The following is a 16,447-nucleotide window of genomic DNA, read 5'->3' as shown; positions in this document are numbered from 1 at the left end:
CGACGGCATCACCGTCGAACGGATCCTCTACCAGCTGGCGGTCGTGCTGACCGCCGTCGCGGAACGTCCCGAGCTGGCCGTGCGGAACGTGCCCGTGCAGCGGCCCGAGCAGGCGGCGGAGCTGGTGGTCTGGGGTTCCACTCCCGTGCCCACCGCCGAACGGCCGGTGCCGGAGCTCGTGGCGGGGTGGGCGTCGGACGCGATCGCCGTGGTGTGCGGCGACGAGCGGCTGTCGTTCGCCGAGCTGGGCGCTCGGGCGGACGGGCTGGCCGCTCGGTTGCGGGTGGCGGTCGGGTCGCCGGTCGCGGTGCTGGTGCCGCGTGGGGTCGAGCTGGCGGTGGCGTTCCAGGGGGTGTTGCGCTCCGGTGGTGTTTATGTGCCGGTGAATCCTGGGCTGCCGGCGGAGCGGCTGGAGTTCTTGCTGGCGGATGCCGGTGTGGTCGCCGCTGTGACCACCGCGGCGCTAGCAGGTGAGCTGGAAGTGTTCGCGGGACCGGTGTTCCTGGTGGACGACGTGTCCCCGGCCGTGGGGGAGCCCCTCCCGTCGATCGACCCCGGCTCGTTGGCGTACATCGCGTACACCTCGGGTTCGACCGGTCGTCCGAAGGGCGTTGCCGTCACCCACCGCGCTCTCTCGTCCTATGTGGCCGGGTGGCGTGATGGGCTGGCCTCGTTGGGTGGTCCGGGCACGGTGTTGTCGATGTCGGGTCCCGGTTTCGACGTGTCGATCGGGGACATGACGCGGGCGTTGGCGTTCGGTCAGAAGGTGGTGTTCCTGCCGCACGACGAGCACGTGACCGTGGAGTCGCTGCACGCGACGTTGGTCGAGCACTCGGTCGAGGTCGCGGAGATCGTGCCGGGCATGCTGCTGCGCGATCTCGCGGCCCACTCCCGGACCGCGGGTCCCGTGGAAAGCCTCCGCCTGGTGATCTCGGGCACCGACCTCTGGACGCACGACGCGTTGACGACCGCTGTGGGCGAGGTGGCGCCGAACGCGCTGCCGGGCAACGTGTTCGGGGTGACCGAGGCGGCGATCGACTCGATCTTCCACGCCGTCGGTGAGGACCACCCCGCCGCTGTCGTGCCGATCGGTACGCCGCTGGCGGGCGCTCAGGCGTTCGTGGTGGACGGGTCTCTGCGGCCTGCCCCGGTCGGGGTGCCGGGTGAGCTGCTCGTCGGCGGTCCTGGTGTGGCTCAGGGGTACGTGGGCCGGCCGGACCTGACCGCAGAAAGGTTCGTGCCGGACGTGTTCGGTGCGGTCGGCGGGCGGCTCTATCGCACGGGTGACCGCGCGCGGTGGCGTGCTGATGGCACGATCGAGTTCCTGGGGCGGGTCGACGAGCAGGTCAAGATCCGCGGCTACCGGGTCGAGCCGGGTGAGGTCGAGGTCGTCCTCGGTGACCACCCGGATGTCCGCGATGTTGTCGTGGTGGCGCGGGATGGCGGTCCGCACGGCGGTAAGCGGTTGGTCGCGTATGTCGTGGCGGAGGGTGAGTTCAGCGGGCAGGTCCTGCGCGCGTGGCTGCGTGAGCGGGTGCCTGACTACCTGGTGCCGTCGGTGTTCGTGGCGTTGGACCGGTTGCCGTTGACACCGAACGGCAAGGTGGACCGGCGTGGTCTGCCGGATCCGGAGCCGGAGAAGACCGGCGAGGCGTTCGTCGCGCCCCGGACCGCTGTCGAGGAGACGCTCGCGGCGGTGTGGAGCGGTGTGCTCGGGGTCGAGCGCGTCGGGGTGCACGACAACTTCTTCGAGCTCGGCGGCGACTCGATCGTCAGCCTGCAGATCGTGGCCCGGGTCCGGGCAGCCGGTCTGGGCGTGGACGTGGCGGACGTGTTCGCCCACCAGACCGTCGCCGAGCTGGCGCTCGCGGTCCGGAACGCGGTGCCGGAGACCCTGGCCGAGCAAGGGGTGGTCACCGGACCGGTTCCGTTCACGCCGATCCAGCGCTGGTTCCTGGCGCAGGACATCCCGGACCGCGACCACTGGAACTGGTCGGGCGTGTTCGAACTGGCACCCGGTACCGACCCGGTCCGGCTGGGCCAGGCGCTCGACGTGCTCGTGGCCCACCACGACGCCTTGCGGATCCGGTTCACGCCGGAGAGCCAGTACAACGCACCTGTTGAGGGTGGCGGGTTCCTGCGGGTGGCGGACGGCCAGGACGTCGTCGAGCAGATGACCCAGGCGCAGAAGTCGTTGCGGCTGGCCGATGGGCCGTTGCTGGCTGCTGTGTTCTTCGACCGCGGTGTCGAACCCGCGTGGCTCGGGCTGATCGTGCACCACCTGGTGATGGACGGGGTGTCGTGGAACGTCCTCCTCGAGGACCTCGACACCGCCTACGCCGGTCGGGAACTCGGGCCGAAGACCACCTCGTTCCAGGCGTGGTCGGAGCAGCTCCAGACTCTCGACGCGGGGAACGAGCGTGAGCACTGGGTCGCCACGACCGCGGACGTCACCGCGGTACCGGTGGACGGGGACGGGCCCAACTCCGAGGCGTCCGGTGCGGTCGTGCAGTCGTGGCTGGACGCCGAGACGACGTCCGCCCTGCTCGGCGAGGCGCACAAGGCGTACCGCACGCAGAGCAACGACCTGTTGCTGGCGGCTCTCGCGCAGGCGTTGGGCGAGTGGGCGGGCAGTGATCACGTCACCGTGGATCTGGAGAGCCACGGCCGTGAGGGCGCGGACCTGTCGCGCACCGTCGGCTGGTTCACGTCGATCTTCCCGGTCCGGCTCACGAACCACGGTGATCCGGCAGCGGCCATCAAGGCCGTCAAGGAGGAACTGCGGGCTGTCCCACGTCTGGGCGTCGGTTACGGCGTGCTGCGCGACGAGCTGGTTTCCGCCGATCGTCCGGTGCTGTTCAACTACCTCGGCGCGTACGACGCCGTCGACTCGGTGGGGTTGATCCGCCGGGAGCTTCCCGCCGACCTGGCGGGGCCGAGCGAGGGTGAGGGCGGGACGCGCTCGCACCTGGTGCAGGTCGAGGTGCAGCAGACCGCGGACGGCCGCCTGTCGATCGAGTGGTTCCACTCGACGAACGTGCACGACACCACCACGATCGAACGGGTCGCGGCCCGGTACGTCGAGGCGTTGCGTGCGCTGGTCGCGCATTGCCGTGCCGCCAGCGGGTTCACGCCGTCGGACTTTCCGCTGGCATCGCTCGCCCAGCCGGAGGTGGACCTCCTCTCGGAGCGGTATCCGCTGGTGGACGTGTACCGGTTGGCGCCGGTGCAGTCGGGCATGCTGTTCGGTGTCGTCGGGTCGCCCGTCGAAGGCCTTTACTGGGCGCAGAACGTCTACGACCTCGCCGGCCCGATCGACGCCGACCGGCTGTCGGTGGCGTGGCGCGAGGTGATCGCCCGGCACGCACCGCTGCGCAGCGGGTTCGTGTGGGAGGGCGTCGGCGAGCCGGTGCAGGTCGTGCCGGCCGAGGTCGACGTGCCGTTGCAGGTGCACGACTGGTCCGATGTGGACGATGCCGCCCAGCAGGTCCGGTTGCGGGAGTTGCTGGAGGACGACCGCGCGCTCGGCTTCGACCTGGCTTCGCCGCCGTTGATGCGGCTGTACCTGGTGGATCGGGGCGAAGGCCGGTTGTGGCTGGTCTGGGGTCTGTACCAGGGTCTGTGCGACGGGTGGAGCCTGCCCGTCGTCATGGACGAGGTGACGGCCGCGTACCAGCGGCAGGCGCTGCCGCCGGTGCGCCCGTACCGGGACTACATCGCGTGGCTCGCCCAGCGCGATCCGCGTGACGCCGAAGGGTTCTGGCGCGCCTACCTCGACGGTGTCGAGGCGCCGACGGCGTTGCCGGTGGACCGGCTGGCCGCGAGCCACTACGCGCAGGACCGGCGGCGCGCGCACCTGACCGAGGACGTCACGGCCGGTCTGGTCGAGCTGGCGCGGCGTGAGCGCGTGACGTTGTCCACGGTGGTGCAGGCGGCGTGGGCGAAGGTGTTGTCGGCGTCGTCGGGTGAGGACGACGTGGTGTTCGGTCTGACCGTGTCGGGTCGTCCGGCCGAGTTGGCCGGGGTGGAGTCGATGGTCGGGTTGTTCATCAACACCCTGCCCGTGCGTGCTTCCGTCCCTGCCGACCTGTCGTTCGCCGAGTGGTTGCCTCTGTTGCGGGACAACCAGGTCGCGTTGCAGCGCTTTGAGCACACACCGTTGGTGGACGTGCAGCGGTGGTCGGCCGTTCCGCACGGCCGGGCGTTGTTCGACTCCATCGTGGTGTTCGGCAACTTCCCCCAGGAGGAGCTGCCGGAGGACCTGGGTGGGGTGCAGGCGACCGAGTCGGTGGAGCAGGGCAACTACCCGCTCACCTTCGCGGTCGACCTGGAGACCACGCTCAAGATCGAGGTGGAGTTCTCGACGGCCGCCTTCGACGCGGCGACCGCGGAGCGGATCCTCGACCAGCTGGTGGTCGTGCTCACCGCTGTCGCCGGACGGCCTGACCTGGCCGTCGCGGACGTGCCGTTGCAGCGTCCCGAGCAGGCCGCCGCCCTGGTCGCGCTGGGCAGGACGCCGGAGCCCGTGGCCGAACGGCCGGTGCCGGACCTGATCGCGGGGTGGGCGTCGGACGAGGTCGCCGTGGTGTGCGGTGACGAGCGGCTGACGTTCGCCGAACTGGGTGCGCGGGCGGACGGGCTGGCTGCCCGGTTGCGGGTGGCCGCGGGATCGCCGGTGGCCGTGCTGGTGCCGCGTGGGGTCGAGCTGGCGGTGGCGTTCCAGGGGGTGTTGCGCTCCGGTGGTGTTTATGTGCCGGTGAATCCTGGGCTGCCGGCGGAGCGGCTGGAGTTCTTGCTGGCGGATGCCGGTGTGGTCGCTGCTGTGACTACCGCGGCACTGGCCGGGGAGCTGGACGGGTTCGTCGGTGAGGTCCTCCTGCTGGAGGACGTGGCTCCCGTTGTGGGGTCGACGCTGCCGCGCATCGACCCGAACGACCTGGCGTACATCGCTTACACCTCGGGTTCGACCGGTCGTCCGAAGGGTGTTGCCGTCAACCACGCAGCTCTTTCGTCGTACGTGGCCGGGTGGCGTGACGGGCTTGCCTCGTTGGGCGGTCCGGGCGCGGTGCTGTCGATGTCGGGTCCTGGATTCGACGTGTCGATCGGGGACATGACTCGTGCGTTGGCGTTCGGGCAGACCGTGGTCTTCCTGCCGCACGACGAGCACGTGACCGTGGAGTCGCTGCACAAGACGTTGGTGGACCACGAGGTCGAGGTCGCCGAGATCGTGCCGGGCATGCTGCTGCGTGATCTGGCGGCGCACTGCCGGGTCGCGGGGCCGGTCGAGTCGTTGCGGCTGGTGATCTCCGGTACGGACATGTGGACGCATGACGCGTTGGTCACGGCTGTGGGCGAGGTGGCGCCGAACGCGGTGCCCGGCAACGTCTTCGGGGTGACCGAGGCGGCGATCGACTCGATCTTCCACCCCGTGTCCGACGACCACCCGGCGGCCGTGGTGCCGATCGGCACGCCGTTGGCCGGTGCGCAGGCGTTCGTGGTGGACGGGTCGTGGCGGCCGGTGCCCGTGGGCGTGCCGGGCGAGTTGCTGGTCGGTGGTCCGGGGCTGGCGCAGGGGTATGTGGGCCGGCCGGACCTGACAGCGGAACGTTTCGTTCCGGACGTGTTCACCGGTTCCGGTGAGCGCCTGTACCGCACGGGTGACCGGGCGCGGTGGCGTGCCGACGGGACGATCGAGTTCCTGGGGCGTGTCGACGAGCAGGTGAAGATCCGCGGGTACCGGGTGGAGCCCGGTGAGGTCGAGGTCGTCCTCGGTGACCACCCGGGCGTGCGTGATGTCGTTGTGGTCGCACGGGATGGCGGTCCGCACGGTGGCAAGCGGCTGGTTGCGTACGTGGTGGCGGACGGCGGGTTCGACACCGGGGAACTGAGGAACTGGCTGCGGAACCGTGTGCCGGACTACCTGGTGCCGTCCGTGTTCGTCGCGCTCGACCGGGTGCCGCTCACGCCGAACGGCAAGGTGGACCGTCGTGGCCTGCCCGATCCGGAACCGGAGAACGCCGGCGAGGCGTACGTCGCGCCCCGCACCGCTGCCGAAGAGGCGCTGGCGGCCGTCTGGTCGCAGGTGCTGGGTGTGGAACGCGTCGGTGTGCACGACAACTTCTTCGAGCTCGGCGGCGACTCGATCGTCAGCCTGCAGATCGTGGCCCGCGTCCGCGCGGCCGGTCTCGGCGCCGACGTGGCGGACGTGTTCGCGCACCAGACCATTGCCGAACTCGCTCTCGCTGTGCGGGACACACCCTCGGTCACGTCGGCCGAACAGGGTGTGGTCACCGGACCGGTGCCGTTCACGCCGATCCAGCGCTGGTTCCTGGCGCAGGACATCCCGGACCGCGACCACTGGAACTGGTCGGGCGTGTTCGAACTGGCACCGGGCACCGACCCCGACCGGCTGGGTCTGGCGCTCGACGCCGTGGTGGCGCATCACGACGCGCTGCGGATCCGGTTCACGCCGGACGGCCAGTACAACGCTCCTGTTGACGGCGGCGGGTTCCTGCGCGTGGTCACCAGCGGTGACGTCGTCGATCAGATGACCGCGGCGCAGAAGTCGTTGCGGCTGGCGGAGGGACCGCTGCTGGCCGCGGTCTACTTCGACCGTGGCGACGAGCCGGCGTGGCTCGGGCTGACCGTGCACCACCTGGTGATGGACGCCGTGTCGTGGAACGTCCTGTTGGAGGACCTCGGCACCGTCTACGCCGGTCGGGAGCTCGGGCCGAAGACGACGTCGTTCCAGCAGTGGGCGTTGCAGCAGCAGGACGACGACGCCAGCGGCGAACGTGACCACTGGGTGGCCGCGACCGCGGACGTCACCGAGCTTCCCGCCGATGGCGACGGGCCGAACGACGACGTGTCCGAACAGATCGTGCAGTCGTGGCTGGACGCCGAGACGACCGCGGTGCTGCTGGGTGATGCGCACAAGGCGTACCGCACGCAGGGCAACGACCTGCTGTTGACCGCTCTCGCCCAGGCGCTCGGTGAGTGGGCCGGCACTGATCACGTCACGATCGACCTGGAGAGCCACGGCCGTGAGGGCGCGGACCTGTCGCGCACGGTCGGCTGGTTCACGTCGATCTTCCCGGTCAGGCTCACGCACGAGAGCGATCCGGCGGTGGCGATCAAGGCCGTCAAGGAGGAGCTGCGGGCCGTTCCGCGTCGCGGTGTGGGCTACGGCGTGCTGCGGGACGAGCTGGTCGCCGCTGATCGCCCGGTGCTGTTCAACTACCTCGGCGCGTACGAGGCGGACGACTCGTCCGGGCTGATCCGCCGTGAGCTCGACGCCGACCTGGCCGGGCCGAGCGAGGGTGAGGGCGGGACGCGCTCGCACCTGGTGCAGGTCGAGGTGCAGCAGACCGCGGACGGCCGGTTGTCGATCGAGTGGTTCCACTCGGCGAACGTGCACCATGGCGCCACGATCGAACGGGTCGCGGCCCGGTACGTCGAGGCGTTGCGTGCGCTGGTGGGGCATTGCCGTGCTGCCAGTGGGTTCACGCCGTCGGACTTCCCGTTGGCGTCGTTGGAGCAGGCCGAGGTGGATCGGCTGGCGGAGCGTTATGCGCTGGTGGATGTGTACCGGTTGGCGCCGGTGCAGTCGGGCATGTTGTTCGGTGTCGTGGGCTCGCCGGTCGACGGTCTTTACTGGGGCCAGAGCGTCTACGACCTGGCCGGCCCGATCGACCTGGGGCGGTTCACCGCGGCGTGGCGCGAGGTCATCTCCCGGCACGCGTCCCTGCGCAGCGGGTTCGTGTGGGAGGGCGTCGGCGAGCCGGTGCAGGTCGTGCCGGCCGAGGTCGACGTGCCGTTGCAGGTGCACGACTGGTCCGATGTGGACGATGAAGCCCAGCAGGTCCGGTTGCGGGAGTTGCTGGAGGACGACCGCGCGCTCGGCTTCGACCTGGCCGCGCCGCCGTTGACGCGGCTGTACCTGATCGACCGCGGCGACGGCCGGAACTGGCTGGTGTGGGGGCTGTACCAGGGCTTGTGCGACGGGTGGAGCCTGCCCGTCGTCATGGACGAGGTGTCCGCGGCCTACCAGGGCGGCGCCCTCGAGCCCACCCGCCCCTACCGGGACTTCATCGCGTGGCTCGACGGCCGCGACCCGTCCGGGCCGGAGTCCTTCTGGCGCGGCTACCTCGCCGGGTTCGAGGCGCCGACGATGCTGCCGGTGGACCGGCTGGCCGCGAGCCACTACGCGCAGGACCGGCGGCGCACGCACCTCGACGACGAGGTGACCGCGAGCCTGGTCGAGCTGGCACGGCGTGAGCGCGTGACGTTGTCCACGGTGGTGCAGGCGGCGTGGGCGAAGGTGCTGTCGGCGTCGTCGGGTGAGGACGACGTGGTGTTCGGTCTGACCGTGTCGGGTCGTCCGGCCGAGTTGGCCGGTGTGGAGTCGATGGTCGGGTTGTTCATCAACACCCTGCCCGTGCGGACGGTCGTGCCGGCGGACGTGCCGTTCACCTCGTGGCTGCACGAGCTGCGGGACAACCAGGTCGCGCTGCAACGGTTCGAGTACACGCCGTTGGTGGACGTGCAGCGGTGGTCTGCTGTTCCGCACGGCCGGGCGTTGTTCGACTCCATCGTCGTGTTCGGCAACTACCCGCAGGAGGAACTGCCCGAGGACCTCGGCGAGGACTGGTTGCAGGCCACCGAGTCGGTGGAGCAGGGCAACTACCCGCTGACGTTCGCGGTCGACCTGGAGGCCACGCTCAAGATCGAGGCGGAGTTCTCCACGGCGGCGTTCGACGCGGAGACCGTGGAGCGGGTCCTCGACCGGCTGGTGGTCGTGCTGACGGCGGTGGCGGGGAGGCCTGACCTGCGGGTGCGGGACATCCCGCTGCACCGCCCGGACCAGGCGGCGGAGATCGTCGGGTGGGGCGGCACAGCCGCGCCGGCGGTGGAACGGCCGGTGCCGGAGCTGATCGCGGCCGGGAACGGCGTCGCGGCGATCTGCGGTGACGAGCGGCTGACGTTCGCTGAGCTGGGTGCTCGGGCGGATGGACTGGCCGGGCGGTTGCGGACGGCGGGGGTGGCGGTCGGATCACCGGTCGCCGTGCTGGTGCCGCGCGGGGTCGAGCTGGCGGTGGCGTTCCAGGGGGTGTTGCGGTCGGGCGGCGTGTACGTGCCGGTGAACCTCGGGCTGCCGGCCGAGCGGCTGGAGTTCTTGCTGGCCGATGCCGGTGCGGGTGTGGTGGTCACGACCGCGGCACTGGCCGGTGAGGTGGCGGGATTCGCGGGTGCGGTGCTGCTGGTGGACGAGGCGTCGCCGGCCGTCAGCGGATCCCTCCCGTCGATCGACCCGAGTTCGCTGGCGTACATCGCTTACACCTCGGGTTCGACCGGTCGTCCGAAGGGCGTTGCCGTCACCCACCGCGCTCTCTCGTCCTATGTGGCCGGGTGGCGTGATGGGCTGGCCTCGTTGGGTGGTCCGGGCACGGTGTTGTCGATGTCGGGGCCTGGGTTCGACGTGTCGATCGGGGACATGACGCGGGCGTTGGCGTTCGGGCAGACGGTGGTGTTCCTGCCGCACGACGAGCACGTGTCGGTCGAGTCGTTGCACCACACGTTGCGCACCCACGAGGTGGCGATCGCCGAGATCGTGCCGGGCATGTTGCTGCGGGATCTCGCCGCCCACTGCCGCACGGCCGGGTCCATCGAGTCACTGCGGCTCGTCATCTCGGGTACGGACATGTGGACGCATGACGCGTTGACGACCGCTGTGGCGGAGGTGGCGCCGAACGCGGTGCCGGGCAACGTGTTCGGGGTGACCGAGGCGGCGATCGACTCGATCTTCCACCCCGTGTCCGACGACCACCCTGCCGCTGTGGTGCCGATCGGCACTCCGCTGGCCGGTGCCCAGGCGTTCGTCGTGGACGGGTCGTGGCGGCCGGTGCCGGTGGGTGTGCCGGGCGAACTGCTGGTCGGTGGCGCCGGTGTGGCCCAGGGATACGTGAACCGGCCCGACCTGACCGCGGAACGGTTCGTGCCGGACGTCATCGGCTCGACCGGCGGGCGGCTCTACCGCACGGGCGACCGGGCGCGATGGCGTGCGGACGGGACGATCGAGTTCCTGGGCCGGGTCGACGAGCAGGTGAAGATCCGCGGTTACCGGGTGGAGCCGGGTGAGGTCGAGGTCGTCCTCGGTGACCACCCGGACGTGCGCGATGTCGTTGTGGTGGCGCGGGATGGCGGTCCGCACGGCGGCAAGCGATTGGTCGCGTACGTCGTTGCGGAAGGCGAGTTCAGCGTCAAGGATCTCCGGTCGTGGCTGAGGGACCGAGTGCCGGACTACTTGGTGCCGTCCGTGTTCGTGGCACTGGAGACGCTGCCGCTCACCCCGAACGGCAAGGTGGACCGCCGTGGTCTGCCGGACCCGGAGCCGGAGAAGACCGGCGAGGCGTTCGTCGCGCCCCGGACCGCTGTCGAGGAGACGCTCGCGGCGGTGTGGAGTGGTGTGCTCGGGGTCGAGCGCGTCGGTGTGCACGACAACTTCTTCGAGCTCGGCGGCGACTCGATCCTGAGCCTGCAGATCGTGGCCCGCACCCGCGCGGCCGGACTCGGGGTCGACGTGGCCGACGTGTTCACGCACCAGTCGGTGGCCGAGCTGGCAGCGGTCGTGCGGGAGGCACCGGCGGAAACGCAGGCCGAGCAGGGGGTCGTGACCGGACCGGTTCCGTTCACGCCCATCCAGCGCTGGTTCCTGGCGCAGGACATCCCGGACCGCGACCACTGGAACTGGTCGGGCATGTTCGAACTGGCACCGGGCACCGACCCCGACCGGTTGAGCCGGGCGCTCGACACCGTGGTGGCCCACCACGACGCCTTGCGGATCCGCTTCACGCCGGAGAGCCAGCACAACGCGCCGGTCGAGTCCGGCGGGATCCTGCGGGTGGCGGACGGCCGTGACGTCGTCGAACAGATGACCCGGGCGCAGAAGTCGTTGCGGCTGGCCGATGGGCCGCTCATCGCCGCCGTCCACTTCGACCGCGGCGGTGAACCGGCGTGGCTCGGGCTGACCGTGCACCACCTGGTGATGGACGCCGTGTCGTGGAACGTGCTGCTGGAAGACCTCGACACCGCCTACGCGGGCCGGGAACTCGGCCCGAAGACGACGTCGTTCCAGCAGTGGGCGTTGCAGCTGCAGGACGACGACGCCAGCGGAGAACGTGACCACTGGGTCAGCACGACCGCCGACGTGGTCGCGCTTCCGGCAGACGGCGACGGGCCGAACGACGACGCGTCCGAACGGATCGTGCAGTCGTGGCTGGACGCCGGGACGACCGCGGCGCTGCTCGGCGACGCGCACAAGGCGTACCGCACGCAGGGTCAGGACCTCCTGTTGACCGCTCTTGCCCAGGCGCTGGGGGAGTGGGCCGGCACCGACCACGTCACGATCGACCTGGAGAGCCACGGCCGTGAGGGCGCGGACCTGTCGCGCACAGTCGGCTGGTTCACCTCGATCTTCCCGGTGCGCCTCACCAACGCGGGGGATCCAGGGGCGGCGATCAAGGCCGTCAAGGAGGAACTGCGGTCGGTGCCGCGCCGCGGTGTCGGTCACGGCGTGCTGCGGTGGCTGCACGACGACCTGCCCGCCGCCGAGCGTCCGGTGCTGTTCAACTACCTCGGCGCGCACGACGGCGCAGACGACCCGTCCGGGCTGATCCGGCGTGAGCTCGACGCCGACCTCGCCGGGCCGAGCGAGGCCGACGGCGGGACGCGGTCGCACCTCCTGCAGCTCGAGGTGCAGCAGACCGCGGACGGCCGCCTGTCGATCGAGTGGTTCCACTCGGCGAACGTGCACGACACCGCCACGATCGAACGGGTCGCGGCCCGGTACGTCGAGGCGTTGCGCGAGCTGGTCGCGCATTGCCGTGGTGCCAGCGGTTTCACGCCGTCGGACTTCCCGCTGGCCTCCCTCACCCAGGCCGAGGTCGACGGGCTCGCGGCGAACCGCGCCCTGGCCGACGTGTACCGGTTGGCGCCGGTGCAGTCGGGCATGCTGTTCGGTGTCGTCGGCGCCCCGGACGAGGGTGACGGCCTCTACTGGGGCCAGGGCGTCTACGACCTGGCCGGGCCGGTCGACGCCGACCGGCTCGCAGCGGCCTGGCACCAGGTGATCGCCCGGCACGCCGCGCTGCGCAGCGGGTTCGTGTGGGAGGGCGTCAGCGAACCGGTGCAGATCGTGCTGTCCGAGGTCGACGTCCCCGTGACGACCCACGACTGGTCCGATGTGGACGAAGCCACGCAGCAGGCGCGGTTGAAGAAGCTGCTGGACAAGGACCGCGGGCTTGGCTTCGACCTCGCCCGGCCACCGCTCACCCGCCTGTACCTGGTGGACCGCGGCGACGGGCGGAACTGGTTGGTCTGGGGCCTGTACCAGGGCTTGTGCGACGGCTGGAGCCTGCCGGTGGTGATGGACGAGGTGTCCCTCGCCTACCAGGGGCAGCCGTTGCCGCCGGCGCGTCCGTACCGCGACTACATCGCGTGGCTCGGTCAGCGCGATTCCGCTGACACAGAGGGGTTCTGGCGCACGTACCTCGCCGGGTTCGAGGCACCGACCGCACTACCGGTGGACCGGCTGGCCGCGAGCCACTACGCGCAGGACCGCCGCCGCACGCACCTCGACGACGACGTCACCAGCAGGCTCGTGGAGCTGGCACGGCGGGAACGCGTCACGTTGTCGACGGTCGTGCAGGCCGCGTGGGCCAAGGTGTTGTCCGACAACGCGGGCGAGACCGACGTGGTGTTCGGCCTGACCGTGTCCGGACGTCCGGCGGACCTCGCCGGGGTCGAGTCGATGGTCGGGTTGTTCATCAACACGCTGCCCGTCCGCGCCACGATCCCCGGCGGCACGCCGTTCTCGGCGTGGCTGCACGAGCTGAGCGACAACCAGGTCGCGCTGCAACGGTTCGAGTTCACGCCGCTGGTGGACGTGCAGCGGTGGTCGGCCGTCCCGCACGGCCGCGGCCTGTTCGACAGCATCGTCGTGTTCGGCAACTACCCGCAGGAGGAGGCACCCGGCGAGACGGGCGAGGACTGGGCCGACGCCGTCGAGTCCGTCGAGCAGGGCAACTACCCGCTCACGTTCGCGGTCGACCTGGAGGACACGCTCAAGATCGAGGCCGAGTTCTCCACGGCCGCGTTCGACGCGACCACGGTCGAACGCGTTCTCGACCAGCTCGTCGTCGTGCTGACGGCGGTGGCCCACGAGCCGGAACTGGCCGTGGCCGACCTGCCGTTGCAGCGCCCGGAGCAGGCGGCGCGGCTCGTGGCACAGGGCGAGACGGCGGTTGCCGCCACCGAATTGCCCGTGCCGCGGCTGATCGAGGGGTGGACGGACGGTGTCGCCGCGAGGTGCGGCGACCGGAGCCTGACGTTCGCCGAACTGGACGACCGGTCCGCCGGGCTGGCGGCACGGCTGAAGCGCGCCGGGGTGACCACGGAATCGCCGGTCGCCGTGCTGGTGCCGCGCGGGATCGAGCTGGCCGTCGCGTTCCAGGCGGTGTTGCGGTCGGGCGGCGTGTACGTGCCGGTCAACCCGGGGCTGCCGGCCGATCGGCTGCGGTACCTGCTGGAGGACGCCGGCGTGGTCGCGGTCGTCACGACCACGGACCTCGTCGGCGAGCTGGCGGGGACCGCGGCGTCGGCCAGGTTCGCCGACGCGGTGCTGATGGTCGACGTGCCGTCGGCGGTTCCTGCCGAACCGATGCCGCCGGTGGATCCCGATGCGTTGGCGTACATCGCCTACACGTCGGGCTCGACCGGCCGGCCCAAGGGCGTGGCCGTCACCCACGGCGCTCTTTCGTCCTACGTGGCCGGATGGCGTGACGGGCTGGCCTCGCTGGGCGGGCCCGGTCCGGTGCTCTCCATGTCCGGGCCCGGGTTCGACGTGTCGATCGGGGACATGACCCGGGCGCTGGCGTTCGGCCAGACCGTGGTGTTCCTGCCGCATGACGAGCACATCTCCGTGGAGTCGTTGCACCGCACGCTTTCCGGTGACGGTGTGGCGATCGCCGAGATCGTGCCGGGCATGCTGCTGCGCGACCTGGCCGCGCACTGCCGCACGGCCGGGCCGGTCGAGTCGCTGCGGTTGGTGATCTCCGGTACGGACATGTGGACGCACGACGCGTTGACGACGGCCGTCGCCGAGGTGGCGCCCAACGCCGTTGCGGGCAACGTCTTCGGGGTGACCGAGGCGGCGATCGACTCGATCTTCCACCCGGTCGGCGAGGACCACCCGCAGGCCGTCGTGCCCATCGGCACGCCGCTCGCAGGTGCCCGTGCCGTGGTCGTCGACGACATGATGCGCCCGGCCCCGGTCGGTGTTCCGGGCGAGCTGCTCGTCGGCGGTCCGGGTGTGGCGCGGGGGTACGTGAACCGGCCGGACCTGACCGCCGAACGGTTCGTGCCCGACGTGTTCGGTGCGGCCGGTGAGCGGCTCTACCGCACGGGCGACCGGGCGCGGTGGCGTGCTGACGGGACGATCGAGTTCCTGGGGCGTGTCGACGAGCAGGTCAAGATCCGCGGTCACCGGGTCGAACCCGGTGAGGTCGAGGTCGTCCTCGGTGATCACGACGACGTGCGTGATGTCGTCGTGGTGGCAAGGGATGGCGGCCCGCACGGCGGCAAGAGACTGGTCGCCTACGTGGTGGCCGAGGGTGAGTTCAGCGCGAAGGAGTTGCGGAACTGGCTGAGGGACCGGGTACCGGACTACCTGGTGCCGTCGGTGTTCGTGGCACTGGAGAAGTTGCCGCTCACCCCGAACGGCAAGGTCGACCGGCGCGGGCTGCCCGACCCGGAACCCGAGACGACGGCCGAGGTGTTCGAAGCGCCGCGGACGTCGGTCGAGGACGTGCTGGCCGAGGTGTGGGCGCAGGTGCTGGGCCTCGACCGCGTCGGGGTGCACGACAACTTCTTCGAGCTCGGCGGCGACTCGATCCTGAGCCTGCAGATCGTGGCCCGCACCCGCGCGGCCGGACTGGGGGTCGACGTGGCGGACGTCTTCGCCCACCAGACGATCGCCGAGCTCGCGCCGGTCGTGCGGGACACGCCCACCGCGATGCTGGCGGAACAGGGCGTCGTCACCGGGCCCGTTCCGCTCACGCCGATCCAGCACTGGTTCGTCGAGCAGGACGTCCCGGACCGCGACCACTGGAACTGGTCGGGGGTGTTCGAGCTGGCGGCCGGCACCGATCCGGCAAGGCTCGCGAAGGCGCTCGACACCGTGGTGGCCCACCACGACGCCCTGCGCATCCGGTTCCGCCAGGACGGCGGCACCTGGGTGCAGGACAACGACGGTGAGCAGCACCCGGTGCTGCGCGTCGTCACGGCCGCGGACGACGACGAGGTCGTGGCGCGGATGACCGAGGCGCAGACGTCGTTGCGCCTGGCGGACGGTCCGCTCGTGGCCGCGCTCTACTTCGACCGCGGCGACCGCCCGGCGTGGCTCGGGCTCACCGCACACCACTTCGTCATGGACGGCGTGGCGTGGAACGTGCTGCTGGAGGACCTCGACACCGTCTACCAGGGCGGACCGCTCGGGCCGAAGACGACGTCGTTCCAGCAGTGGGCCGAGGTGCTGCACGCCGACGACCCGCGGGCCGAACGCGAGCACTGGGTGGCGCAGACCGAACGCGTCGCCGCTGTGCCCGTCGACGGTCGTGGTGCCAACACCGAGGAGTCGGCCGACACGGTCCGCGGCTGGCTCGACGCCGGGTCGACCGAACTGCTGCTCGGCGAGGCCCACAAGGCCTACCGGACGCAGATCAACGACCTGCTGCTCGCCGCGTTGCTCAGGACGCTGGGCGAGTGGGCCGGCGTCGGGGACGTCACGATCGACCTGGAGAGCCACGGCCGCGAGGCGATCGCCGACGGCGTCGACCTGTCCCGCACCGTCGGGTGGTTCACGTCGATCTTCCCGGTGCGCCTGCGGCACCACCGCCTGGACGACAGCGGTGAGCTGATCAAGGCGGTCAAGGAGCAGCTGCGGACGGTGCCCCGCCGCGGCGTCGGGTACGGGATCCTCCGTTACCTCGAACGCGACGAGAAATTGGTCGCGGCGCCCGCGCGACCGGTGCTGTTCAACTACCTCGGCGCGTTCGACGCGGCGGGCGACGACGCGGTCGGATTGATCAGCGAAGAATTGTCCTCCGACCTCTGCGGGCCGACGGAGAACGAACAGGGGAACCGCTCGCACCTTCTGCACATCGAAGCCGAGCAGACCTCGGACGGTCGCCTGCTGGTCGAGTGGTATTTCAGCACCAACGTCCACTCGAAGACGACCGTCGAGCGTCTCGCGGCGCGGTACGTGGACGTGCTCCGCGATCTCGTGGAGCACTGCCGGTCAGGAGCGGGCGGCGTGACCCCGTCCGACTTCCCGCTGGCCAACATCGATCAAGCGAGTCTGGCCGCCGTGCTCAAGCAGATGGGAGGGTGA

1 protein-coding gene (only partly in view) is annotated in these 16,447 nt (G+C 70.8%); it reads left to right on the top strand.

The features are described 5' to 3' along the window. Positions 1–16,447: the 3' portion of a non-ribosomal peptide synthase/polyketide synthase gene (locus tag ND450_RS12185; RefSeq protein WP_253326249.1), read on the top strand. Its footprint begins 14,405 nt before the window's first position; the window shows 16,447 of its 30,852 coding nt (coding positions 14,406–30,852); its start codon lies beyond the left edge, outside the window; it ends in the stop codon at positions 16,445–16,447.

Origin of the sequence: Lentzea sp. HUAS12, assembly GCF_024125735.1 — a bacterium.
Lineage (GTDB): Bacteria > Actinomycetota > Actinomycetes > Mycobacteriales > Pseudonocardiaceae > Lentzea > Lentzea albida.
Note: the sequence above shows the minus strand (reverse complement) of the source record. Positions and strands in the feature narration are given on the sequence as shown.